Raw genomic sequence first — 23613 nt, 5'->3', positions numbered from 1 at the left:
TGCAATCCGTTAATCCATACCAGTGGCGATGTCGGCATTATACGGAGCAGCCCAGTGGCGGCCAGCCCCTGGATCAATTACAGGCACTTGTAGGAAGAAGAGCAATAAATCCGCGGAAAATGCGGTCATCGTGACTGGAAAAGTTGACCAGCTCGGTTAACATGCGCGCCAATTGTTCGCTACCAAGGATGTGTCGTGTCGTTTGGCTCTGCATCGCCCCGCTCGCCGCTGGCTCTGGCGCTGATTTTCAGCCCGGCGATGCGCCGTTGGTCGCGAAAGACGCCAACCCTTGGCCACCTGCTGGCCGGGCTGTGCCTGGTGGTTAGCGGCCTGCTGTGCAGCCTGCCGACACGGGCCGCCGACATTCTGTTGACCGCTGCCGAAGACAGCCCCGGCGTGCAATCCTTCACTCAGGCCCTGAGCGAGCTGCGCCCTGCCGACAGCGTGCGCTTCCAGCCACTGCCCGCTCTGCCGGCACCGGGCAAACTGCCGGCCGGCACCCGTTTGATCCTGCTTGACCTGCCGAGCCTCGACTGGCGCCTGCAAGATGCCCAAGGCCCGGCGACACTGGTATTGCGCATCAGTCGCCTGCAAGCGCGCCAACGCCTGGGCGCCACCCAGCCCCCACACTTGAGCCTGCTGTGGAGCGATCCGCCGTTGGCTCGGCAGTTGCGCCTGACCGGTATTCTTCTGCCCCAGGCCCGACGAATCGGCGTGCTCTACGACAGTCACAGTGAGTTTCTCTTGAACGAGCTGCGCCAGGCCGCCTTGCCGCTCGGCCTGCAAATCGTCACTGAGCGCTGGGACAACACCAGTGACAGCCGCCCGCTGCAGTCTTTGCTGAACAACAGCGACGTGCTGCTGGGACTCGACGATCCCGATCTGTTCAACCCGAAAACCGCGAAAAACCTGTTGCTCAGCAGCTACGCACGGCAACGGGCGCTGATCGGCCCCAATGCCGGTTTCGTCAAGGCCGGGAGCCTGGCCAGTACCTACAGCGATCAAGGCGACTGGCTGGCGATTCTGGACACACTGCTCGACCAGCCACCGGCCAACTGGCCACGCGCGCACTACCCGCAGCGCTTCCAGGTCTTGAGTAATCCACAAGTGGCTCGTTCCCTGGGTATTGAACAGATCGATCAAGCCTCTGTGGCCGCACAGTTGGGCGCAGGAGAACGCCACCCATGACTTTCCATCGTCGCTGGGACATCAACACCCGCACGCAAATCATCAGCCTCGGCCCTGCCCTGTTGCTGACCTTGCTGTTGATCAGTTTCTTCACCTTCGTGCGAATCCAGGACCTGCGCCAGGAACTCAACCACACCGGCCAGTTGATTGCCAACCAACTGGCGCCGGCCACCGAATACGGGGTGATTTCGGGCAACAACGAAGTGCTGGACAGTTTGCTCAAGGCCACGCTGGCCACGCCCAATGTGCGATTCCTGGAAGTTCAGGACAGCGCCAACCGGATTCTGGTGTACGTCGAACAACCGTCGGAAACCCATACCCGCTCGCATCAGGTCGAAGTCTTCCAGGCACCGGTGCGGCTGCAACGCATCCCGTTGCACAATGATTTCCTCCAAGGTAGCAAAGTCGCGGGCACCGCCTCTGCCGAGGATTATCTGGGGCGGGTCATTGTCGGCCTGTCCAACGATGCCTTCAGCCAGCGCCAGCAGGAAATCCTGTTCAAGGCCGGGATTCTGGCGTTGTTCGCCCTGCTGTTTACCTTTCTGATCGCCCGGCGCCTGGCCGGTAGCCTGTCGCAGCCGATCCGCGACATCGGCACCGCGGTCAAGGCGATCCAGGACGGCGACTACAAAACCCCGCTGCCCATCGTCGACGACACCGAACTCGGGGCGCTGTCGCAACACATCAACAACCTCGCCAGCGGACTCGAACAAGCCAGCCGCGAACAGCACCAGGCGATGGCGCAGTTGATCCAGACTCGTGAAGAGGCGGAAAAAGCCAACAACGCCAAATCCGATTTCCTCGCGATGATGAGCCACGAACTGCGCACCCCGATGAATGGCGTACTGGGCATGCTGCAACTGCTGGAAACCACCGAAATGACCGAAGAACAGCTCGAATACGCGGCGCTGGCTGCGGAGTCCACCGAGCACCTGCTCAAGGTCATCAACGACATTCTCGATTTCTCGCGCATCGAGCGCTCGGAACTGGAGCTGGAACACATTCCGTTCAACCTCGCGGACCTGATCGGCAGTTGCGCCCAGGCGTTCTCGCACAGCGCAGCGCAGCGCGGGCTGGATCTGGCCCTGCTGACGCCCGATAACATGCGCGCGTTGCAGGTGCAGGGCGACCCGACGCGGATCCGGCAGATCCTGGTCAACCTGGTCGGCAATGCACTGAAGTTCACCGAGCAAGGTCGCATCACCATCGAGCCGCAATGGCAATCACTGGATCACGAACTGCTCTGGTTTACCTGCACGGTACGAGACAGCGGGATCGGTATTTCCAGCCAACACCTGGAGTCGATGTTCAATGCCTTCCAGCAGGCCGACAGTTCCATTTCAAGGCGCTACGGCGGCACCGGACTGGGCCTCCCCATTGCCCGCACCCTGGCTGAGCGGATGGGCGGCACCTTGCGTGCCCATAGCGAAGAAGGTCGCGGTTCGGTGTTCACCCTGGAAATCCCGCTGGCCCTTTATAAACAGACGCTGCCGACACGGACGCCACGGACGCCAACCGGCACCGGTGATGGCGACGGGCGCAATGTGCTACTGGTCGAGGACAATCCGGTCAACCAGACCGTTATCGAGGCGATGTTGCGCAGCCTGGGCTTTACTGTCAGCGTCGCGACCGATGGCGCGCAAGCGGTGCGCAGCGCCGAGAGTCTGATTTTCGAAGCGATCCTGATGGATTGTCGATTGCCGGTTATCGATGGCTATGAGGCGACCCGACAGATTCGCCAATTGCCCGGCTGCGCGGGCTTGCCCATCATCGCCCTGACCGCCAATGCCTTGCAGGGCGACCGGGAAGCCTGTTTATCGGCGGGAATGAACGATTACCTGGCCAAGCCCTTCAAACGTACTGATCTGCAGCAGATTCTGCAGCGATGGGTGCAGTAGTGCAGGCCTTTCGGCTATCTGCGACTGGCGTGAAAGGCGAAAGTGCGGCAGTCTTAGGCACCCGAACAGGCCCGAAAAGGGGCTTGAATAATAATTTCAGTGCACAAGTGTACATTCGTGTCCTTGGTGCTGTGACTTTCACCACAACGCAATAGTCTATGAGTAGGCTGCTGGCTCGAGGCATGAATGCTTCGACCGGCCGGGAAGATTTGCCCCACCTGCCGCACGGGACTATTGAGGAGCTCGCATGACCAAACAAAACGCCTTTACCCGGGAAGACCTGCTGCGCTGCAGTCGCGGTGAGCTGTTCGGCCCAGGTAACGCGCAACTGCCCGCCCCGAACATGCTGATGGTCGATCGCATCACCCTGATCAGCGAAGAAGGCGGCAAGTACGGCAAAGGTGAATTGGTCGCCGAGCTGGATATCACTCCGGATCTGTGGTTTTTCGCCTGTCACTTCGAAGGCGACCCGGTGATGCCAGGCTGCCTGGGCCTCGACGCCATGTGGCAACTGGTCGGTTTCTTCCTGGGCTGGCAAGGTCTGCCGGGCCGCGGCCGCGCCCTGGGTTCGGGCGAAGTGAAGTTCTTTGGTCAGGTTCTGCCGACCGCGAAGAAAGTAACCTATAACATTCATATCAAGCGCGTCCTCAAAGGCAAGCTGAACCTGGCCATCGCCGATGGTTCGGTGACTGTCGACGGCCGCGAGATCTACACCGCCGAAGGCCTTCGGGTCGGCGTTTTCACCTCCACTGACAACTTCTAAGGGTTATCCGCATGCGCCGCGTCGTTATCACTGGTCTGGGCATCGTTTCGTGCCTGGGCAATGACAAAGAGACCGTCTCCGCTAACCTGCGTGCAAGCCGCCCTGGCATCCGGTTCAACCCGGAATATGCCGAAATGGGTCTGCGTAGCCAGGTTTCCGGCTCCATTGACCTTCCCCTCGAAGAGCTGATCGATCGCAAGATCTATCGCTTCGTCGGCCACGCGGCGGCTTACGCCTACCTGGCCATGAAAGATGCCATCGCCGACTCCGGTCTGACCGAAGAGCAAGTCTCCAATCCGCGTACCGGCCTGATCGCCGGTTCCGGTGGCGCCTCCACGCTGAACCAGATGGAAGCGCTGGACATCCTGCGCGAGAAAGGCGTCAAGCGCGTCGGCCCATACCGTGTCACGCGGACCATGAGCAGCACCGTTTCCGCCTGCCTGGCCACGCCGTTCAAGATCAAGGGCCTGAACTACTCCATCGCTTCTGCCTGTGCCACCAGTGCTCACTGCATCGGTACGGCCATGGAACAGATCCAGATGGGCAAGCAGGACATCGTGTTCGCCGGCGGCGGTGAAGAGGAACACTGGAGCCAATCGTTCCTGTTCGACGCCATGGGCGCCCTGTCCAGCCAGTACAACGAAACCCCGGAAAAAGCTTCCCGTGCCTACGACAACAAGCGTGACGGTTTCGTCATCGCCGGCGGTGGCGGCATGGTCGTGGTCGAAGAGCTGGAACACGCTCTGGCTCGCGGCGCGAAGATCTACGCCGAAATCGTTGGCTACGGCGCGACCTCCGACGGCTACGACATGGTCGCTCCTAGCGGCGAAGGCGCCATCCGCTGCATGCAGATGGCCATGTCCACCGTTGACGCTCCGATCGACTACCTGAACACCCACGGCACTTCGACTCCGGTCGGTGATGTCATGGAGATGAAGGGTGTGCGTGAGGTGTTCGGCGACAAGGCTCCGGCCATCAGCTCCACCAAGAGCCTCTCGGGTCACTCCCTGGGCGCCGCCGGCGTTCACGAAGCGATCTACTGCATGCTGATGATGGAAGGCAACTTCATGGCGGGTTCGGCCAACATCGACGAACTGGACCCGGAAGTGGCTGACATGCCGATCCTGACCAAGACTCGCGAAGACGCCACCATCAACACCGTGATGAGCAACAGCTTCGGTTTCGGTGGCACCAATGCCACGCTGGTACTGAAGCGCTGGTCGGGTAAGTAATACCCCGCCGCTTCGCTGCACATAAAAACGCCCCGACTGGTTCGGGGCGTTTTTTTTTGCCTGAAATAAGTAGTCAAGCCAGGCACAAAACCTGTGGGAGCTGGCTTGCCTGCGATGACGTCGGCACAGCTGACAATGATGTTGCCTGACACTCCGCCATCGCAGCGATGCGGCGATCCGACAAGCCAGCTCCCACAGGTTTTGTGGTGTTCAATCCATCAGGTTCGAAAGAGAGCTTTGTACCTCGCTAACATGAAGCTTTTGTCATGAAACTTAACGCCCTGCGACCAAATGCCGCGTGTTTGGCGGGCTGCAGGACTTTTACGAATTTCGCAAAAAATCCTTACCGAACTCTGTCGTTTACTTAGCAAGCTACCAAAATATATAACAAAGCCCTGCACACGCCTTGCTGCAGATAACAGAGATTGGAGCTAGCAGATGACTGTAAAAGTAACTGAACGCGACGATTCACATAAATCCCATGAAGGCGTAGCCGCCGGTATCCGGATCTGGGATGTACATCAACAAGACATGCTGGTGGGGATGTTTCATTCCGAAACCGATGCCCACAGCTACAAGGCCGAACTGGAAAAACAGGAGCAGCAACGCGAGCTCCAATCCGCGTAAGCAATTGTAGGAGCGAGCTTGCTCGCGAAAGACTCAAGAGCGCCACGTTTAGCCAGTAAACACGCGTTATCGTTAACGTCCATCGCGAGCAAGCTCGCTCCTACAAAACAACGTTACGCCATGGTGGGGTTTGTCGTTATTGCAGTTGTTAACGGCTTACCACATCAGATCGTCAGGGATCTGGAAGGCCGCGTACGGATCGTCCTCGGCGGCCGCTTCTGCGGTCTGCACATTCAACTGCACGATGCGTTGCGGATCGCGCTCCTGAATCTTCAGGGCCGCCTCACGCGGGATCACTTCGTAGCCGCCGGCATGGTGCACGATCGCCAGCGAACCGTTGCTGAGCTTGTTGCGCATCAGCGTATTGACGGAGAGACGCTTGACCTTCTTGTCGTCAACGAAGTTGTAGTAATCCTCGGTGGTCAGCTTCGGCAGACGCGAGACTTCGATCAATTGTTTGACCTGGGCGGCGCGGGCTTTCGCCTCGGCCTTCTCCTGTTGCTGACGGTTCAGCTCCTGGTCGCGCTTGACCTTCTCGGCCATGGCTTCCTGAGCCGCCCGCTGCTGCGAGTCATCCAGTTCGATCTGGCCTTTGTGGACCAGACGTTGCTGCTTCTGTTTTTCTTTGCCGACCTGCTTGGCCTGCTTCTGATTGACCAGCCCTGCTTTGAGCAACTGGTCGCGAAGGGAAATGCTCATGGTGCTTATTTCTCACTTAGGCAACTGCTCAACCGCAGCTGGGCATATTCTTTTCCTGACGTTTGGCTTCGCCCCACAAGGCGTCCAACTCTTCGAGGGTGCAATCTTCCATGGGACGGTGGGTGTCGCGCAATGCCTGTTCGATAAATCGGAAGCGTCTTTCGAATTTGCTGTTGGCACCACGCAAGGCAGTTTCCGGGTCGACCTTGAGATGACGCGCCAGATTGACCACGGAAAACAGCAGATCACCGACCTCATCGGCAATCGCTGCCGAGTCATTGTCGGCCATGGCTTCAAGCACTTCATCGAGCTCTTCGCGCACTTTGTCGAGCACCGGCAAAGCGTCAGGCCAGTCGAAACCGACCTGCCCTGCGCGTTTCTGCAATTTCGCCGAACGGGACAATGCCGGCAGTGCCGCGGGAACGTCATCGAGCAAGGACAGCTGTTCGGGCGCCGCAGATTTCTCCGCCCGTTCTTCAGCCTTGATCTCTTCCCAGCGCTGCTTGACCTGTTCTTCACTCAGTCGCGGAACATCCAGCGGCGCGTACAGATCGCCGGTGGGGAACACGTGAGGGTGGCGGCGGATCAACTTGCGGGTGATGCTGTCGACTACACCCGCGAATTCGAAGCGCCCTTCTTCCCGAGCCAGTTGGCTGTAATAAACCACCTGGAACAACAGATCCCCCAACTCACCCTGCAAGTGATCGAAATCACCGCGCTCGATGGCGTCGGCGACTTCGTAGGCTTCCTCAAGGGTGTGCGGGACGATGGTGGCGTAGGTTTGCCTGATGTCCCACGGGCAGCCGAACTGCGGGTCGCGCAGGCGGTTCATCAGGTGCAGCAGATCTTCAAGTTTGTACATCCCTTATTCCCGTCAAACACCCCCTGTAGGAGCCGGCTTGCCGGCGAAGGCGGCCTCAAGCCATGCGCTGGCCGGATGGACGCCTTCGCCGGCAAGCCGGCTCCTACAGGGAGGGATGGTTATGGCGTGCGGTTACGCCGGGTTTCGATGATGTTCGGCAACTGGGAAATCCGTCCCAGCAACCGCCCCAGTGCATCCAGCCCCGGAATCTCGATGGTCAGGGACATCAACGCGGTGTTGTCCTCCTTGTTCGAGCGGGTGTTGACCGCCAGCACGTTGATCCGCTCGTTGAGCAGCACTTGCGAAACGTCTCGCAGCAAGCCGGACCGGTCGTAGGCCCGGATGATGATGTCCACCGGGTAGGTGAGCACCGGCACCGGCCCCCAGCTGACCTGGATAATCCGCTCAGGCTCGCGCCCGCCCAATTGCAATACCGAGGCGCAGTCCTGACGGTGAATGCTCACACCGCGGCCCACGGTGATGTAACCGACGATCGCATCCCCCGGCAGCGGCTGGCAGCAGCCGGCCATCTGTGTCATCAGGTTGCCGACGCCCTGGATCTGGATATCGCCGCGCTTGCCCGGTTTGTAGCCGGTGGCTTTGCGCGGGATGAGTTCAAGCTGTTCGTTGCCGCGTTCCGGCTCCACCAGCTGCTGTGCCAGGTTGACCAGTTGCGCCAGGCGCAAATCGCCCGCACCCAGCGCGGCGTACATGTCCTCGGCCGTCTTCATGTTGGCCTTGTCGGCCAGCTTGTCGAAGTCCACCGCGGGCAGGCCCAGGCGATTGAGTTCACGCTCGAGCAAGGTTTTACCGGCGGCGACGTTCTGATCCCGCGCCTGCAGTTTGAACCAGTGAACGATCTTCGCCCGTGCCCGCGAGGTGGTGATGTAACCCAGGTTCGGGTTCAGCCAGTCGCGACTCGGCGTGCCGTGCTTGCTGGTGATGATCTCGACCTGTTCACCGGTTTGCAGGCTGTAGTTGAGCGGTACGATCCGCCCGTTGATCTTCGCGCCGCGACAGTTGTGACCGATCTCGGTGTGCACCCGGTAGGCGAAGTCCAGTGGCGTCGCGCCCTTCGGCAAATCGATGGCGTGACCGTCCGGGGTGAAGATGTAGACCCGGTCCGGTTCGATATCGACCCGTAGCTGGTCGGCCAGACCACCAATGTCGCCCAGCTCTTCATGCCATTCGAGGACCTGACGCAGCCAGGAGATTTTCTCTTCGTAGTGGTTGGAGCCGGATTTGACGTCGGTGCCCTTGTAGCGCCAGTGCGCGCAGACGCCCAGCTCCGCCTCTTCGTGCATCGCGTGGGTGCGGATCTGCACTTCCAGCACCTTGCCCTCGGGCCCGATCACCGCGGTGTGCAGCGAGCGGTAGCCGTTCTCCTTGGGGTTGGCGATGTAGTCGTCGAATTCCTTCGGGATGTGCCGCCACAACGTGTGGACGATGCCGAGTGCGGTGTAGCAGTCACGCATTTCCGGCACCAGCACACGAACGGCGCGCACGTCATAGATCTGGCTGAACTCCAGACCCTTGCGCTGCATTTTGCGCCAGATCGAATAGATGTGCTTGGCCCGGCCGCTGATATCGGCATCGACACCGGTGGCCTGCAATTCGACTTTCAGCTGGTTCATCACATCGGCGATGAACCGCTCGCGATCCAGGCGCCGCTCGTGGAGCAGCTTGGCGATCTGCTTGTACTGGTCGGGCTCGAGGTAACGGAAGGACAAGTCCTCCAGCTCCCACTTGATGTGACCGATACCGAGACGGTGAGCCAGGGGCGCATAGATGTCGAAGACTTCACGGGCCACGCGGTTGCGCTTCTCGTCGTCGGCGGTTTTCACCGCACGGATCGCGCAGGTGCGTTCGGCCAGCTTGATCAGCGCGACGCGTACGTCGTCGACCATGGCCACCAGCATCTTGCGCAGGTTTTCCACCTGGCCCTGGGTGCCCAGCACCAGGGATTGACGGGGGCTGAGGCTGGCGCTGATCGCCGCCATGCGCAATACACCGTCGATGAGTTTGGCGACCACCGGACCGAAGCGCTGGCTCACCGCCGGCAGTTCGATCTGGCCTTCGCGCACGCCGCGGTACAAGACTGCGGCAACCAACGAATCCTGATCGAGTTTGAGGTCGGCGAGGATCTCGGCGATCTCAAGGCCCGCGCGGAAACTCGAGGTCCCTTCGGACCAGAGGTTTTTCGCCGCATTGGCCTGTTGCTCAGATGCGCGGGCGAACTCGCACGCTTCCTTCAAGGCTTCGCGATCCAGTGCCAGATCGACACTGACCGCGTGATCGAGCCAAGCCTCGAGATTGATACTGCCGTCGGTGTTGATCGGCTGGTGTGCTCTCACCTGTACCATCTTGCTTACCTTCCCTACGACGCAGATTCAATGCGTCAAAATCGCTGACCTTCGTTGCCCATGAGCCCACGTCGGGCTGGTGCGCGGCTGCACGGGCGGGCCAGTCGGACCAGACGAGCCTTCCTAGCTCGCTTCAAATAACGCCATGGCCTCGACATGTGCCGTTTGAGGAAACATATCGAGAATCCCGGCACGTTTTAACCGGTAGCCCTGCTTGATCAATTCGACCGTATCGCGCGCCAGCGTTGCCGGATTGCACGACACATATACCAACCGTTTGGCGCCCAGGGACGCAAGCTTGCGCACTGCCTCGAAAGCACCGTCACGCGGTGGGTCCAAGAGTACCGCACAAAAGCCTTCGCGCGCCCATTCGGCATCGGTCAAAGGCTGGGATAAATCGGCCTGAAAAAACTTCACATTATGAAGATTGTTGCTAGCAGCGTTCGCGGCTGCTCGCTCGACCATCGCCTGCACACCTTCCACCGCCACCACTTCGCGAACGACCTTGGCCAGCGGCAACGCAAAGTTACCCAAACCACAGAATAGATCGAGAACTCGTTCATCCGCCGTCGGCTTCAGCCACTCCAACGCTTGAGCGATCATCGCTTCGTTGACCCCGGCGTTGACCTGGATGAAATCCCCCGGTCGGTACGCCAGGTTCAAATCCCACTGCTCAAGCCGATAACCCAACGACTGGTCAGCCTCGACCGGTTGCGGTTCCCCGTCGCCGTGCAGCCACAGTTGGGCTTCATGGAAGGCGCAGAAATCCTTGAGGATCGTCATGTCGGCGTCGGATAACGGCGCCATGTGTCGCAGCAACACGGCCAGTGACGAGCCGCTGAACAATTCCACGTGCCCCAACGCCTGAGGCTTGCTCAAGCGCCGGAGCATTTCCGGCAAGCGGGTCATGATTGGCTGCAAGGGCTGTACCAGCACCGGGCATTCGTTGATCGCAACGATGTCCTGACTGCCCGCCGCGCGAAAACCGACCTCGAGTTTTTTCGCCTTCATGTCCCAACGCACCGCCACCCTGGCGCGACGGCGGTATCCGAATTCCGGACCGCTCAACGGCGCTGCCCACTCTTGGGGTTCGACACCGGCGACCTTCGATAACTGTTCGGCGAGCATGCGTTGTTTCAGGGCAAGTTGTTCGTCATGCGACAGATGTTGCACGCTGCAACCGCCACAGCGACCGGCATGCGGGCAGGGTGCCGGACGACGCAATTCGCTGGCCTGGAACACGCGTTCGGTGCGCGCTTCGACCACTTTGCCGTGGGCGCCGAGAACGCGCGCCTCGATTTCTTCTCCGGCCAATGCGCCGATGACGAACCAGGTGCGACCTTCGAAAAACGCGATACCGCGACCGTCATTGGCCAGGCGCTCGATGGTCAGGCGCTGCTTTTTGCCGGTCGGGATTTGCGCGGCCTTGCTGCCGCCGGTGGGTTGGAAGCGCAGGCCTCTCTCGTGCTTGGCCATCAGTTGGGCGCGTCGAAAATGCCGGTCGACAGGTAACGGTCGCCACGGTCGCAGATGATCGCGACGATCACCGCGTTTTCAACTTCTTTGGACAGGCGCAGCATCGCCGCCACGGCACCGCCCGAGGACACGCCACAGAAGATGCCTTCTTCGCGGGCCAGACGACGGGTTACGTCTTCGGCTTCGCTTTGTGCCATGTCGACGATCCGGTCCACGCGATCGGCCTGGTAGATCTTCGGCAGGTATTCCTGCGGCCAGCGACGGATACCCGGAATCGCCGAACCTTCCATCGGTTGCAGACCGATGATCTGCACGTTGTCGTTCTGCTCTTTCAAGTAGCGCGAAACACCCATGATGGTGCCGGTGGTGCCCATCGAACTGACGAAATGCGTGATGCTGCCTTCGGTCTGACGCCAGATTTCCGGGCCGGTGGTGGTGTAGTGCGCCTCGGGGTTGTCCCCGTTGGCGAACTGATCCAGCACCTTGCCGCAGCCTTCGGCTTCCATGCGCTGTGCGAGGTCGCGCGCACCTTCCATGCCTTCTTCCTGGGTGACCAGAATCAGCTCGGCGCCATAGGCGGTCATGGCGGCCTTGCGCTCGGCGCTGGAGTTGTCCGGCATGATCAGGATCATCTTGTAACCCTTGATCGCGGCGGCCATCGCCAGGGCGATCCCGGTGTTGCCCGAGGTCGCCTCGATCAGCGTATCGCCGACGTGGATCTGCCCGCGCAATTCGGCGCGGGTGATCATCGACAGCGCCGGACGGTCCTTGACCGAACCCGCCGGGTTGTTCCCTTCGAGCTTGAGCAAAAGGGTATTGCTGGTGGCGCCGGGCAGGCGCTGCAAACGGACCAGCGGAGTGTTGCCGACGCAATCGGCGATGGTTGGGTACTGCAAGGTCATGGCGTAATTCGCAATCCAGACTGCGGGGGCGCCTATCATACCGGCAAACGTTCGCAGGCCATATCACGCAAAGTACGGTGCTTATGGCTTATGGGAATAAGGGAAGGATTGTGGCGGATGTGAGGGTCTATTCGCGGGCAAGCCCGCTCCTACAGGATTAGAGTTGCTCACACGATTTGTGGCCTACCCATATTCCCTGTGGGAGCGGGCTTGCCCGCGAAGGCGTCATCACTGACACCACCGACATCAGCCACTAACCGCATATTCAGCCGCAACCCCGCCCCAGTGTTCTGCGCCCAAAGACTCCCACCCTGGCGCTGCACCGCATTCCTGGCAATGCTCAACCCCAACCCGAACCCACCATTGCCCGGGCGCGCGTCGTCAAGCCGGATGAACGGCGAGAAGATCCGCTCCAGGTCCTCGTCAGCCACCCCGCCGCCCTGATCCTCCAGCCACACATGCCAACAGTCGCCATCGCGCCGTCCACCGAGACTGACAATGCCGCCACCAGGTGAATGCCGAATGGCATTGCGCAGAATGTTCTCCAGCGCCTGGGCTAGGGTATTGAGATGACCGCGCACCCAGCAGGACGAATCCACCGTGCATTGCAGTTGATGGGCCGGCCAGCCACTTTCATAGCAGGCGTTTTCCGTGAGCATTTCCCACAGCGCCTGGATCTGGATCGCTTCGTCGGGCAATGGCGCGCGCTCGGTGTCGAGCCACGCCAATTGCAGAGCGTCCTCCACCAGCCGCTGCATCCCGTCGACTTCCCGGCCAATGCGTTCGCGCAATTGCGTCAGCCCCTGCTCGCTCTCGCTGGCTACCCGCAGACGGCTCAGCGGCGTGCGCAGTTCGTGGGACAAATCGCGCAGCAATTGCTGTTGCAGGGCCACGGTGCCTTGCAGGCGTTCGGACATGTGATCGAAGGCTCGGCCCAGCTCACCCAGCTCATCGGAGCGGTTGGTCGTACGGCGCGACAGACGCACGCCCAACTGGTCGGCGCGCCAGGCATTGGCTTGCTCACGCAGACTGTTCAATGGCACGACCAGCAACCGATACAGCCCGACGCACAGCAGCAAGGTGAACAGGCCGGGGATGACGCCGTTGGTGATCACCCGCCAGAACACCCGATAACGCCCGGGCACAAATCGCTGTGGCAACTCGATCACCAGACTGCCGGCGCTCGGGTCGCCGGGAAACGGCACCCGCAGCCACGGCAGGCCTTTCTTATGGATGGGCCAGTCCAGGCCCCGCAGAAAAGTCAGGCGCTGGATGTCCTTGTCCGATAGCGGCAGGCTGCTCAACGACTGCAAATCACCGCCAATGACGCCAACCCAGCCCGTTTCGCGCTGTTGCATGCCCTGCAGCCAGGCATCGACGCCAGCGTCCTGCCGCTGCTGCCACGCCTGCTCGGCCTCGGCGGCATAGCGCGTCAGGGTGGCTCGGGCGTCATTCGACAGGAACTGGTTGCGCTGTTCCATGTAGCGGCCCCAGGACCAGCTCAACCAGATCATGAGCAGACAGAATGCCACCAGCAAAAAGGCCAGCTTCCAGAACAGCGAATGCCTGCCCGGCAGATCAGACCATTTCATCGACAGCACTCAAAACATAGCCCTTGCCCCAGACCGTGCGCACTTCCCGCTCGGTGTAGCCGATGACCTTGAGCTTGCGGCGGATCTGGCTGATGTGCATGTCGAGGCTGCGGTCATGGGCCGCGTAACCGCGTTGCAGCACCTGCTGATAAAGGAAGGCCTTGCTCAGCACCTCATCGCCATTGCGGTTCAGCGTTTCCAGCAGCCGATACTCGCTGCGGGTCAGGCCGGCAGCCTGTGCGCCGTAAAAGACCTCGAACAGCTCATCATCGAACCGCAGGCCGTCCGCCGAGGGGACGACCGGTGCAGGCGCCGGCCGCCGGTCGAGCGCCACCCGCCGCAGGATCGCTTCGATGCGCACTCGCAACTCCGCCATGCTGAACGGTTTGGGCAAATAATCATCGGCGCCCAGGCGAAAGCCGCTGATGCGATCCGCCTCGGCCCCGAGCGCGGACATCAGCACCACCGGGGTTGAATGGCTCTGGCGCAATTGCGTCAGCACGTTCAACCCGTCCATGCCCGGCAGCAGAATGTCCATCAGCACCACATCGAAGGCTTGCTGGCGGGCAATGGCCAGGCCTTCCTGACCGTTCTGGCACCAGGTCACCTGAAACCCGCAGCGTCCCAGGTGCTCATGAACATAGGCACCGAGCACGAGGTCGTCTTCGATGGAAAGGATGCGCGGATGGCCAACAGAGATGGGAGTCATGAGTATCTGCAAATAATTCTCAGTTGGCGATTATTCAAGATTGCCTCGCCAGGGGCAACCCAAGGTTTGCCCGCGACGCAAAAGCAGGCCTGCGGCCGACGAATGACTGCATCAATTTTACCGGATGGCCGGCGAGCAAAATCGCTACACTGCGCAGGTGGTGCGTGCCGGACGTACGTGCAGGCCATTGATTAGCGGGATGCAGGAGAGAGGCGTGCTCAAGAGACTGGGAATTAAAGGCCGCGTGCTGTTGCTGACCCTGTTGCCGACCAGCCTGATGGCGTTGGTGCTGGGTGGCTACTTTACCTGGATGCAGCAGTCGGACCTGCAAGCCCAACTCATGCAGCGTGGCGAAATGATCGCCGAACAGCTGGCGCCCTTGGTGGCCCCGGCCATGGGTCACCAGAACAACGAGCTGCTGGAACGCATCGCCACCCAGTCACTGGAGCAGCCGGACGTTCGCGCGGTGACCTTCCTCGCGCCCGACCGCACGCTACTGGCCCACGCCGGCCCGATCATGCTCAACCCAGCCCCCTTGGGCGACGGCTCCCAGATGCGGCATCGCAGCGGCAACGATGCGACTCGCTACCTGCTGCCGGTATTCGGCAAGCACCGCAATCTGGCCGGCGACCTGATCCCCGATGAAGCCGACCGCCTGCTCGGCTGGGTGGAACTCGAACTGTCCCACAACGGCATGCTGCTGCGCGGTTACCGCAGCCTGTTCGCCAGCCTGCTGTTGATCGGCGCAGGCCTGGGCGGTGCAGCGCTGCTGGCGTTGCGCATGGGCCGCACCATCAACCGGCCGTTGAGCCAGATCAAGCAAGCCGTGACGCAACTCAAGGACGGGCATCTGGAAACCCGCCTGCCGCCCCTCGGCAGTCAGGAGCTGGATGAACTGGCGTCCGGCATCAACCGCATGGCCGGCACCCTGCAAAACGCCCAGGAAGAATTGCAGCACAGCATCGACCAAGCCACCGAAGACGTGCGCCAGAATCTGGAAACCATCGAAATCCAGAACATCGAACTCGACCTGGCGCGCAAGGAAGCCCTGGAAGCCAGCCGGATCAAATCCGAATTCCTGGCCAACATGAGCCATGAAATCCGCACGCCGCTCAACGGCATACTCGGCTTCACCCATCTGCTGCAAAAAAGCGAGCTGACCCCACGCCAGCTCGACTACCTGGGTACCATCGAAAAGTCCGCCGACAGCCTGCTGGGGATCATCAACGAGATCCTCGACTTTTCCAAGATCGAGGCCGGCAAACTGGTGCTCGACCATATTCCGTTCAATCTGCGCGACCTGTTGCAGGACACCCTGACCATCCTCGCCCCGGCCGCCCACGCCAAACAGCTGGAGCTGGTGAGCCTGGTGTATCGCGACACGCCGCTGTCGCTGGTGGGTGATCCGCTGCGGCTCAAGCAGATCCTCACCAACCTGGTCAGCAACGCGATCAAATTCACCCGCGAAGGCACCATCGTCGCCCGGGCCATGCTCGAAGAAGAGCATGAGGACAGCGTGCAGTTGCGCATCAGCATCCAGGACACTGGCATCGGCTTGTCGAACCAGGACGTGCGCGCGCTGTTCCAGGCGTTCAGCCAGGCCGACAACTCGCTGTCCCGACAGCCGGGCGGCACCGGTCTTGGCCTGGTGATCTCCAAGCGCTTGATCGAACAGATGGGCGGCGAGATCGGGGTCGACAGCACGCCGGGCGAAGGTTCGGAGTTCTGGATCAGCCTGAGCCTGCCGAAAACCCGCGACGACGCCGAAGACCTGCCGGGGCCGCCGCTGCTCGGACGGCGGGTCGCGGTGCTGGAAAACCACGAATTGGCCCGTCAGGCGTTACAGCATCAACTGGAGGACTGCGGCCTCGAAGTCACCCCGTTCAATACCCTGGAAAGCCTGACCAACGGCGTGACCGGCGCGCATCAGACCGATCAGGCGATTGACCTGGCGGTGCTGGGCATCACCAGCAACGACATGCCGCCGGAGCGTCTCAACCAGCACATCTGGGACCTCGAACACCTGGGCTGCAAGGTGCTGGTGCTGTGCCCGACCACCGAACAGACGCTGTTCCATCTCTCGGTTCCCAACCCCCACAGCCAGCTCCAGGCCAAACCGGCCTGCACCCGCAAACTGCGACGGGCCCTGTCTGACCTGGTCAACCCGCGCCAGTTGCGTAGCGAGCCGGGCGAACCGGTGTCCAGCCGTGCGCCGAAGGTGCTGTGTGTCGACGACAACCCGGCCAATCTGTTGCTGGTGCAGACCCTGCTCGAAGACATGGGCGCCAAGGTGCTTGCGGTGGAAAGTGGTTACGCCGCGGTCAAGGCGGTGCAGAGCGAGACCTTCGACCTGGTGCTGATGGACGTGCAGATGCCAGGCATGGACGGGCGCCAGAGTACCGAAGCGATACGTCAGTGGGAAAGCGAACGCCATTGCACGCCGCTGCCGATCGTGGCCCTCACCGCCCACGCCATGGCCAACGAAAAACGCGCACTGCTGCAAAGCGGCATGGACGATTACCTGACCAAACCGATCAGCGAACGGCAACTGGCGCAGGTGGTGTTGAAGTGGACCGGCCTGGCGCTGCGCAATCATGGGCCGGAGCGTTCCAGCGACAGACACGGCGGCGACCATGCGTTGCAGGTGCTCGATCATGAAGAAGGTTTACGCCTGGCCGCCGGCAAGGCTGATCTGGCGGCGGACATGCTGGCAATGCTGCTGGCGTCACTGGAAGCCGACCGCGAAGCCATTCGCTGCGCTCGGGAAACCAATGACCAGAACGCCCTGATCGAGCGCGTTCATCGTCTGCACGGTGCGACCCGCTATTGCGGCGTGCCGCAACTGCGCGCCGCCTGCCAGCGCAGCGAAACCCTGCTCAAGCAACAGGACCCGAAAGCGCCCCGCGCGCTGGAAGAGCTCGACCGGGCGATCAACCGCCTGGCCGCCCATGCCCGTATCAATGCTTGAACTGACCCGTTACCGCGCGCCCCCTGTAGGAGCTGGCTTGCCAGCGAAGGCGGCCTCAAGAACACCGCAGAATTTGAGGGCCCCTTCGCTGGCAAGCCAGCTCCTACAAAAGGCGGCCTCAAGAACAACGCTGAATTTTAGGGCCCTTTCGCTGGCAAGCCAGCTCCTACAGGAGGCGGCCTCAAGAACACCGCAGAATTTTAGGGCCCTTTCGCTGGCAAGCCAGCTCCTACAGGGGACCGGGACAAGGAGGAAATCATGCGCACCATTCTTTTCAGCAGCCAGACCTACGACCGCGACAGCTTTCTCGCCGCAGCCCTGCCCGCCGGCATCGAGTTGCACTTTCAATCGGCACGATTGAGCCTCGATACGGCGGCGCTGGCGGAGCATCACGAGGTGGTCTGCGCCTTCATCAATGACGACCTCAGCGCCCCGGTGCTCGAACGCCTGGCCACCGGCGGCACCCGTCTGATCGCCCTGCGTTCGGCCGGTTACAACCATGTCGACCTGACCGTGGCCAAGCGGCTGGGACTGACAATCGTACGGGTCCCGGCCTACTCGCCCCATGCGGTGGCCGAACATGCGGTGGCGCTGATCCTGGCGCTCAACCGCCGCCTGCACCGCGCGTACAACCGCACCCGCGAAGGCGATTTCACCCTGCATGGCCTGACCGGTTTCGACCTGGTCGGCAAGACGGTCGGCGTGGTCGGCACCGGGCAGATCGGCGCGACCTTCGCCAGAATCATGCACGGCTTTGGCTGCCGGTTGCTGGCGTACGACCCCTTTCCCAATCCTCAGGTCGAGGCCCTCGGCGCCCGCTATTTGAGCTTGCCGCAGTTGCTGGCCGAGTCGCAGATTATCAGCCTGCATTGCCCGCTCAACGAGCAGAGCAAACACTTGATCAACCGCGAGTCACTGGCGCACATGCAAGCTGGCGCGATGCTGATCAATACCGGTCGCGGCGGCCTGGTGGATACCCCCGCCCTGATCGATGCGTTGAAAGACGGCCAACTGGGTTATCTGGGGCTGGATGTCTATGAAGAGGAGGCGCAACTGTTCTTCGAGGATCGCTCCGATCTGCCGCTGCAGGACGATGTACTGGCGCGCCTGCTGACCTTTCCCAACGTGATCATTACCGCACACCAGGCCTTTCTGACCCGTGAAGCCCTGGGCGCGATTGCCGCAACCACCCTGCAGAACATTGCGGCCTGGGCTGCCGGCAATACCCAGAATCGAGTTGATGCCGGTTGAACCAGATCGAAGGTCATTCGCCTGCGCAGTGCTGCGTTGATGTCCGTGCTAGCATGCCGCGCATATTTGGAGGACCCATGGTCGAACACGATTTCCGCTATAGCCTGATGAACCCGCAACACACCCTCACCGAATGCCGCGCCCTGGTACCGGGGCGTTATCAAGTCACCGGCAACGGCGGCTCGATTCGCAATAACGACGTGTTGGTCGTGACCCTCAAAGGCAGCAAGGACTTGTCCATGCGCCTGACCGTCGAAACGGTTCGCCACCTGATCAACCCGCCCGGCCAATGGGTCGCGGTGGCCAGTGGTCCGGTGTTCGGCGAACTGGCGATCCACACCTGGAAAGTCAACTGCGACAGCTGCGCCAAAGCGCTGAGCTTCGAGTTCGCGGTCGACGCCAAGCTGGGCAACAAGGCCGAAAAGCCAGCCGCCACCGCGCGGATTGCCGAGCTGGGCTGGACCACTGCCGGCGAGAAACACCTGTGCCCGACATGCCAGGAGCCTGCGTGATGAAACGCCTTGTTCTGAGCGCCCTGCTTGGCGCCAGCCTGCTGGGTTGCGCCGCCGAACCGGTAAAGTTGCAACAGAACCGCAGCTACATACTGGAGTGGATCGGCGAACGTCCGTTGATGGATTACAGCCACCTGACCATCACCCTCGGTGACGACGGTCGGGCCTATGGCAACGGCGGCTGCAACCATTGGTTCGCGCCGTACACCCTGGACGGCGACAAGCTGAGCTTCGGCAAGGTCGGCAGCACCCGCAAAATGTGTGCGCCGGCGTTGATGGAGCAGGAACAGCGTTTTCTCCAGGCGCTGGAAAATGTGCAGCGCTGGGATGTTTCGCCGATCGACCAGATGCGTTTCTGGCCGGCCGAAGGCAAGCCGTTGCGCTGGTGGCTGGAAGAGGGTTGATCCGACGCCCCCCTGTAGGAGCCGGCTTGCTGGCGAAGGCGGTGTGTCAGGCAACATAAATGTTGGCTGTTCCGCCGCAACCCTGCAGGAGCCGGCTTGCTGGCGAAAGCGGCGTGTCAGGCGACATGTATGTTGGCCGTTCCGCCGCCTTCGCCAGCAAGCCGGCTCCTACAGCACGGACGATCAGTTGTTAGCCTGCAACGCCTCCAGCTTCGCTACCACCCCCGCCGCCGTCTGCTCGCCCATCAACTGTTCCCGCACCTTGCCCTTGTTATCGATGATATAGGTCACCGGCAACGCTTCACTGCGCGGCAGTTCGAACAGCTCGGCCGGGTCTTGAGCCAACACCGTGAATTTGATCCCCAACTTCTCACTGGCGCTTCTTAGCTCCTCGCCCTGTACATTGTCGAAGTTGACCCCGAACACACCGATCTGCTTGTCTTGGAGCTGCTCGGCCAGCGCGTTCAACTCCGGAATTTCGGTACGGCACGGCCCACACCATTCGGCCCAGTAGTTGAGCACCAGCCATTGCTTGTCCAGACGCTCGGCAGCGATTTTCCGACCGTTCTGGTCGATGCCATAGTCATTGCCACAGCCCCCCAGCACCAGCGCCCCGATGATCGTCAATGCCGCAGCCAGTCGTCTTGTCATGTCGTGATCCTTGTCAAAAAAAGAATACTGCCGCGACCCATTGCCTCCCAAGGTTCTGGATTACGCGCTGCCCAGTTAGAATAGCCGCCACCTTACGCAAGATGCGACCCGCACATGACCGATCTGACGCTTTATCACAACCCGCGCTGCTCGAAATCCCGCGGTGCGCTCGAACTGCTCGAAGCCCGGGGCCTGGCTCCGACCGTGGTCCGCTACCTGGAAACCCCGCTGGACGCCGGGCAAATCCAGAGCCTGCTGACCAAGCTCGGCATCAGTGCCCGGCAACTGCTGCGCACCGGCGAGGACGAGTACAAAACCCTCAATCTGGCCGATAGCAGCCTCGGCGAGGCGCAATTGATCGCCGCCATCGCCGCACACCCGAAACTCATGGAGCGACCGATTCTCGAAGTCGGCGACAAAGCCATCATCGGCCGGCCGCCGGAGAATGTGCTGGAGTTGCTGCCGTGAGCGCACCCTATATCCTGGTCCTGTATTACAGCCGCAGCGGTTCGACCAATGAAATGGCCCGGCAGATTGCCCGGGGCGTCGAGCAGGCCGGACTTGAAGCCCGGTTGCGCACGGTGCCGGCGATTTCTACCGAATGCGAAGCCGTGTCGCCGGACATCCCCGATGAAGGCGCGCTATACGCCAGCCTCGACGACCTGAAAAACTGCGCAGGCCTGGCCATGGGCAGTCCGACCCGGTTCGGCAACATGGCGGCGCCGCTCAAATACTTCCTCGACGGCACCAGCAACCTGTGGCTGACCGGTGCCCTGGTAGGCAAACCGGCCGGGGTGTTCACTTCCACCGCTAGCCTGCACGGTGGCCAGGAAACCACGCTGCTGTCGATGATGCTGCCGCTGCTGCACCACGGCATGCTGATCACCGGCCTGCCGTACAGCGAGTCGGCGTTGCTGGAAACCCAGGGCGGCGGTACACCGTATGGTGCCAGCCACCACGCCGGTGCCGATGGCAAAAGCGGCCTGGACTCCCATGAAGTGGCGCTCTGCCGCGCGCTGGGCCTGCGCCTGGCGAAAACTGCACTGAAACTGGAGAGCTAAGGTGGCCAAGAAGCCAAAGATTCTGCCCTCCATCGAATGGCTCGAACCCCGGGTCCGGGCGATGCGCGTCATCAGCCTGCTGTGCTTTTTCGGCCTGGTGGGGTTGCTCTGCGTCTATTACCTGGTGGTCGCCGACCTGCATGGCGCACGGCCGTGGGTGATTCTGCTGATCGAACTGGTGCCGCTGCTGTTGCTGGCGCCGGGGATGATTATTGGTAGCGCGCGCGGGCATTCGTGGATGTGTTTTGTGGTGAACCTGTATTTCATCAAGGGCGCATTGGCGGCGTATGACCCGAATCGGCAGTTGTTCGGCTTGCTGGAGATGGGCGCGAGCCTGGCGGTGTTCTGCTCCGCGCTGCTGTATGTGCGGTGGCGGTTTCAGTTGAATCGCAAGTTGGCGGGTGAAGGTGAGATCTCAGTCGCCTGACAGGACGCCTTCGCGAGCAAGCCCGCTCCCACATTCGACCGTATGCAACATGAAAACGCGGTCAAATGTGGGAGCGGGCTTGCTCGCGAAGGGATCGACTCGGTCTCAATGATTGACGGTGTACGCCAGCATCATCGAAATCTGGCTCATCGGCCGCCCGCCACTCTCTTCATGCCACTGGTTGAAAACCTGCTGCACCGTGGCCAGGTCCCGCTGGCTGGTCGGCACCTTGTCGACGATCTTCTGCGCATTCAATGCCGCCACCACGTCATAGCTCGGCACAAAGGTATCCTTGCCGACCATGCGCAAGAACCGCGGCGCCGACAACCCGCCCAACTGATGCCCGCGCTTTTTCAGGTAAGTCCACAGACCGACGATATCGGTCACCGGCCAATCGGCGATCAAGGCGCCGAAGCTGCCCTGCTCATGCGCCACATCAAGAATGAACTGCGCATTGCGCGGCACGCTCTTGAGCTTGCCCAGGTGCCGAATGATCCGCGCATCCTGCATCAGGCGCTCCAGGTGTTCGGCACTCATCAGCACGACTTTTTCCGGGTCGAATTTGAAGAACACCTCTTCGAACGACGGCCACTTGGCGTCCACCAGGCTGTGCTTGAGCCCGGCACGGAACACGCGCAGCGCCATGGTCGACAGGTAGCGGTCATCACTGATCTTGCGCAATTGCGCCGGGGTCTTGGGAACGGGCAGATGGGCTTCCAGTTCAGCCGCTGAACCGAAGCGGTTCAGACAGTATTCGTGCAGCCACTTGTAATCGCGCATGCCCTCTCCTGATGAATAAGTGAAATAGACCCATGTGGGAGCCAGCCTGCTGGCGATCGCTGTGGGTCAGTCAACAATGTTGTGTCTGACCCACCGCCATCGCCAGCAGGCTGGCTCCCACAGTGATTGTGTTTTAGAGGTTGACGACGTTGACGAACCGCGAAGCTGCGGTTTCGTCGATCTTGAGGCTGGTGAAGTCGAACAGGTTGCGGTCCGCCAATTGCGACGGGATCACGTTCTGCAGGCTGCGGAAAATGCTTTCCGTGCGGCCCGGTGTCTTGCGTTCCCACTCCTGGAGCATGTCCTTGACCACCTGCCGCTGCAGGTTTTCCTGGGACCCACAGAGGTTGCACGGGATGATCGGGAATTGCTTGAAGTCGGAGTAGGCCTGGATGTCTTTTTCGTTGCAGTAGGCCAGCGGGCGGATCACCACGTTGCGACCGTCGTCGGCCCGCAGTTTCGGCGGCATGGCCTTGAGCGATCCATTGAAGAACATGTTCAGGAAGAAGGTCTCGACGATGTCGTCGCGGTGATGACCGAGCGCCATTTTGGTCGCGCCGATTTCGTCGGCGAAGGTGTAGAGCGTGCCACGACGCAGACGTGAGCACAGCGAACAGGTGGTCTTGCCTTCCGGGATCAGCTCCTTGACCACCGAGTAGGTGTCTTTCTCGACGATGTGGTACTCGATACCCAGCGTCTTGAGGTAAGCCGGCAGTACATGCTCCGGGAAGCCCGGCTGCTTCTGGTCCATGTTCACGGCCACGATCTCGAACCTGATCGGTGCAACCTTCTGCAAGTGCATCAGCACGTCGAGCATGGTGTAGCTGTCCTTGCCTCCGGACAGGCAGACCATGACCTTGTCGCCGTCTTCAATCATGTTGAAGTCGGCGACAGCCTCACCGGCCTGGCGGCGAAGGCGCTTTTGCAGTTTGTTCTGGTTGACCGTGAGAGTGCCCATGACGCGAAATCCGTGAGGTGTGACGAAAAGCCGGCATTTTACGCAAAAACGCCGCAAGGGCGAAGGCCCCCGACGGACCACCCCGTAGGAGCTGCCGAAGGCTGCGATCTTTTGATCTTCGCAATTTGGCCCCCCCTTGGAAGAAAGATCAAAAGATCGCAGCCTCCGGTAGCTCCTACAGATGCAAGCGCGATTACCCCGCCGCTTTACAGCGCGATTTGCTCTAAGCCCTCGGGTTAACTCCTTTCTATACTGCGACATAAGGTCGCACGCATATCCAGACCTTTCCT

Annotated in this window: 22 protein-coding genes; 12 read left to right on the top strand and 10 right to left on the bottom strand. The window is 61.1% G+C overall.

The annotated features are described in order from the left end of the window. The first annotated feature begins 258 nt into the window (after nt 1–258). From ACA062_RS06405 to ACA062_RS06385, 5 genes are all read left to right on the top strand, one after another. Nucleotides 259–1188, top strand: a complete 930-nt coding sequence (locus ACA062_RS06405; RefSeq protein ID WP_497457369.1) for an ABC transporter substrate-binding protein — start codon at nt 259–261, stop codon at nt 1186–1188. Then, a complete protein-coding gene (locus ACA062_RS06400) occupies nt 1185–3086 on the top strand; it encodes an ATP-binding protein (RefSeq protein ID WP_497455664.1) in 1902 nt (633 codons plus the stop codon). Before ACA062_RS06405 ends, ACA062_RS06400 begins: the two co-directional genes overlap by 4 nt. Nucleotides 3087–3333: 247 nt before the next feature. Next, nucleotides 3334–3849: a 3-hydroxyacyl-[acyl-carrier-protein] dehydratase FabA gene (gene fabA, locus ACA062_RS06395; protein WP_003179264.1), complete on the top strand. Its 516-nt coding sequence runs from the start codon at nt 3334–3336 to the stop codon at nt 3847–3849. A gap of 11 nt (nt 3850–3860) precedes the next feature. Continuing rightward, nucleotides 3861–5081, top strand: coding sequence for a beta-ketoacyl-ACP synthase I (gene fabB, locus ACA062_RS06390; protein WP_497455663.1), 1221 nt, complete (start codon nt 3861–3863; stop codon nt 5079–5081). A gap of 438 nt (nt 5082–5519) precedes the next feature. After that, nucleotides 5520–5708, top strand: coding sequence for a hypothetical protein (locus ACA062_RS06385; protein WP_497455662.1), 189 nt, complete (start codon nt 5520–5522; stop codon nt 5706–5708). Between the two features lie 156 nt (nt 5709–5864). On the opposite strand, the gene ACA062_RS06380 is transcribed toward ACA062_RS06385, so the two are convergent. From ACA062_RS06380 to ACA062_RS06350, 7 genes are all read right to left on the bottom strand, one after another. After that, nucleotides 5865–6407 carry a DUF2058 domain-containing protein gene (locus ACA062_RS06380; protein ID WP_128869325.1) on the bottom strand — a complete coding sequence of 181 codons (543 nt, stop codon included), beginning with the start codon at nt 6405–6407 and terminating at the stop codon, nt 5865–5867. 28 nt (nt 6408–6435) lie between these two features. Continuing rightward, nucleotides 6436–7269 carry a nucleoside triphosphate pyrophosphohydrolase gene (gene mazG, locus ACA062_RS06375; protein ID WP_497455661.1) on the bottom strand — a complete coding sequence of 278 codons (834 nt, stop codon included), beginning with the start codon at nt 7267–7269 and terminating at the stop codon, nt 6436–6438. A 119-nt stretch (nt 7270–7388) separates the two neighbouring features. Next, nucleotides 7389–9632: a GTP diphosphokinase gene (relA, locus tag ACA062_RS06370; protein ID WP_497455660.1), complete on the bottom strand. Its 2244-nt coding sequence runs from the start codon at nt 9630–9632 to the stop codon at nt 7389–7391. Between the two features lie 123 nt (nt 9633–9755). After that, nucleotides 9756–11108 (bottom strand): 23S rRNA (uracil(1939)-C(5))-methyltransferase RlmD, encoded by a 1353-nt coding sequence (gene rlmD / locus ACA062_RS06365; protein ID WP_497455659.1) that lies wholly within the window; start codon nt 11106–11108, stop codon nt 9756–9758. Continuing rightward, complete coding sequence (gene cysM, locus ACA062_RS06360) at nt 11108–12010, bottom strand: cysteine synthase CysM (RefSeq protein WP_497457368.1); 903 nt, start codon at nt 12008–12010, stop codon at nt 11108–11110. The genes rlmD and cysM overlap by 1 nt, the downstream gene beginning before the upstream one ends. Before the next feature lie 167 nt (nt 12011–12177). Further along, nucleotides 12178–13602 (bottom strand): histidine kinase sensor domain-containing protein, encoded by a 1425-nt coding sequence (locus ACA062_RS06355; protein WP_497455658.1) that lies wholly within the window; start codon nt 13600–13602, stop codon nt 12178–12180. After that, a complete protein-coding gene (locus ACA062_RS06350; protein ID WP_497455657.1) occupies nt 13589–14311 on the bottom strand; it encodes a response regulator transcription factor in 723 nt (240 codons plus the stop codon). The genes ACA062_RS06355 and ACA062_RS06350 overlap by 14 nt, the downstream gene beginning before the upstream one ends. Before the next feature lie 214 nt (nt 14312–14525). Between ACA062_RS06350 and ACA062_RS06345 the strand changes: the two genes are divergently transcribed. The 4 genes from ACA062_RS06345 to ACA062_RS06330 all read left to right on the top strand — a co-directional run bounded on the left by ACA062_RS06345 (nt 14526) and on the right by ACA062_RS06330 (nt 19446). Further along, on the top strand, nt 14526–17279 hold the full coding sequence (locus ACA062_RS06345) for a response regulator (protein WP_497455656.1): 2754 nt from the start codon (nt 14526–14528) through the stop codon (nt 17277–17279). Between the two features lie 258 nt (nt 17280–17537). Next, nucleotides 17538–18530, top strand: a complete 993-nt coding sequence (locus ACA062_RS06340; protein WP_497455655.1) for a 2-hydroxyacid dehydrogenase — start codon at nt 17538–17540, stop codon at nt 18528–18530. Between the two features lie 77 nt (nt 18531–18607). Beyond that, a complete protein-coding gene (locus ACA062_RS06335; RefSeq protein WP_497455654.1) occupies nt 18608–19042 on the top strand; it encodes a hypothetical protein in 435 nt (144 codons plus the stop codon). Then, entirely contained in the window at nt 19042–19446 is a 405-nt protein-coding gene (locus tag ACA062_RS06330) for an META domain-containing protein (protein ID WP_497455653.1), read from the top strand. The genes ACA062_RS06335 and ACA062_RS06330 overlap by 1 nt, the downstream gene beginning before the upstream one ends. Nucleotides 19447–19629: 183 nt before the next feature. On the opposite strand, the gene ACA062_RS06325 is transcribed toward ACA062_RS06330, so the two are convergent. Next, on the bottom strand, nt 19630–20097 hold the full coding sequence (locus ACA062_RS06325) for a TlpA disulfide reductase family protein (protein WP_497455652.1): 468 nt from the start codon (nt 20095–20097) through the stop codon (nt 19630–19632). Between the two features lie 114 nt (nt 20098–20211). Between ACA062_RS06325 and arsC the strand changes: the two genes are divergently transcribed. Genes arsC through ACA062_RS06310 form a run of 3 tightly spaced genes read left to right on the top strand, consistent with a single transcriptional unit; the run spans nt 20212 to nt 21585 of the window. After that, on the top strand, nt 20212–20565 hold the full coding sequence (arsC, locus tag ACA062_RS06320) for an arsenate reductase (glutaredoxin) (protein WP_150746729.1): 354 nt from the start codon (nt 20212–20214) through the stop codon (nt 20563–20565). Beyond that, the gene (gene wrbA / locus ACA062_RS06315) at nt 20562–21158 is read left to right on the top strand and encodes an NAD(P)H:quinone oxidoreductase (protein WP_401363869.1); all 597 of its coding nucleotides are present in this window, start codon (nt 20562–20564) and stop codon (nt 21156–21158) included. Before arsC ends, wrbA begins: the two co-directional genes overlap by 4 nt. A 1-nt stretch (nt 21159) precedes the next feature. Next, nucleotides 21160–21585, top strand: a complete 426-nt coding sequence (locus ACA062_RS06310) for a DUF2069 domain-containing protein (protein ID WP_497455651.1) — start codon at nt 21160–21162, stop codon at nt 21583–21585. A 105-nt stretch (nt 21586–21690) separates the two neighbouring features. Here ACA062_RS06310 and ACA062_RS06305 read toward each other — a convergent pair whose 3' ends face one another. Both ACA062_RS06305 and ttcA read right to left on the bottom strand, forming a co-directional pair. Further along, nucleotides 21691–22365 carry a DNA-3-methyladenine glycosylase I gene (locus ACA062_RS06305; RefSeq protein ID WP_497455650.1) on the bottom strand — a complete coding sequence of 225 codons (675 nt, stop codon included), beginning with the start codon at nt 22363–22365 and terminating at the stop codon, nt 21691–21693. A gap of 133 nt (nt 22366–22498) precedes the next feature. Further along, nucleotides 22499–23323 (bottom strand): tRNA 2-thiocytidine(32) synthetase TtcA, encoded by an 825-nt coding sequence (ttcA, locus tag ACA062_RS06300; RefSeq protein WP_497455649.1) that lies wholly within the window; start codon nt 23321–23323, stop codon nt 22499–22501. Between the last annotated feature and the right edge of the window lie 290 nt (nt 23324–23613).

Source organism: Pseudomonas sp. LBUM1679 (genome assembly GCF_059695565.1).
This window is presented reverse-complemented; position numbering and strand designations above follow the sequence as displayed.

Bases quoted from the DNA above. Each gene is read 5' to 3' on its own strand.
- mazG (WP_497455661.1), bottom strand. From the start codon at position 7,269: ATGTACAAACTTGAAGATCTGCTGCACCTGATGAACCGCCTGCGCGAC.
- rlmD (WP_497455659.1), bottom strand. From the start codon at position 11,108: ATGGCCAAGCACGAGAGAGGCCTGCGCTTCCAACCCACCGGCGGCAGC.
- ACA062_RS06400 (WP_497455664.1), top strand. From the start codon at position 1,185: ATGACTTTCCATCGTCGCTGGGACATCAACACCCGCACGCAAATCATC.
- ACA062_RS06355 (WP_497455658.1), bottom strand. From the start codon at position 13,602: ATGAAATGGTCTGATCTGCCGGGCAGGCATTCGCTGTTCTGGAAGCTG.
- ACA062_RS06325 (WP_497455652.1), bottom strand. From the start codon at position 20,097: ATGACAAGACGACTGGCTGCGGCATTGACGATCATCGGGGCGCTGGTG.
- fabA (WP_003179264.1), top strand. From the start codon at position 3,334: ATGACCAAACAAAACGCCTTTACCCGGGAAGACCTGCTGCGCTGCAGT.
- ACA062_RS06335 (WP_497455654.1), top strand. From the start codon at position 18,608: ATGGTCGAACACGATTTCCGCTATAGCCTGATGAACCCGCAACACACC.
- cysM (WP_497457368.1), bottom strand. From the start codon at position 12,010: ATGACCTTGCAGTACCCAACCATCGCCGATTGCGTCGGCAACACTCCG.
- ttcA (WP_497455649.1), bottom strand. From the start codon at position 23,323: ATGGGCACTCTCACGGTCAACCAGAACAAACTGCAAAAGCGCCTTCGC.
- ACA062_RS06385 (WP_497455662.1), top strand. From the start codon at position 5,520: ATGACTGTAAAAGTAACTGAACGCGACGATTCACATAAATCCCATGAA.
- ACA062_RS06405 (WP_497457369.1), top strand. From the start codon at position 259: ATGCGCCGTTGGTCGCGAAAGACGCCAACCCTTGGCCACCTGCTGGCC.
- ACA062_RS06380 (WP_128869325.1), bottom strand. From the start codon at position 6,407: ATGAGCATTTCCCTTCGCGACCAGTTGCTCAAAGCAGGGCTGGTCAAT.
- ACA062_RS06350 (WP_497455657.1), bottom strand. From the start codon at position 14,311: ATGACTCCCATCTCTGTTGGCCATCCGCGCATCCTTTCCATCGAAGAC.
- ACA062_RS06340 (WP_497455655.1), top strand. From the start codon at position 17,538: ATGCGCACCATTCTTTTCAGCAGCCAGACCTACGACCGCGACAGCTTT.
- ACA062_RS06305 (WP_497455650.1), bottom strand. From the start codon at position 22,365: ATGCGCGATTACAAGTGGCTGCACGAATACTGTCTGAACCGCTTCGGT.
- arsC (WP_150746729.1), top strand. From the start codon at position 20,212: ATGACCGATCTGACGCTTTATCACAACCCGCGCTGCTCGAAATCCCGC.
- relA (WP_497455660.1), bottom strand. From the start codon at position 9,632: ATGGTACAGGTGAGAGCACACCAGCCGATCAACACCGACGGCAGTATC.
- ACA062_RS06330 (WP_497455653.1), top strand. From the start codon at position 19,042: ATGAAACGCCTTGTTCTGAGCGCCCTGCTTGGCGCCAGCCTGCTGGGT.
- fabB (WP_497455663.1), top strand. From the start codon at position 3,861: ATGCGCCGCGTCGTTATCACTGGTCTGGGCATCGTTTCGTGCCTGGGC.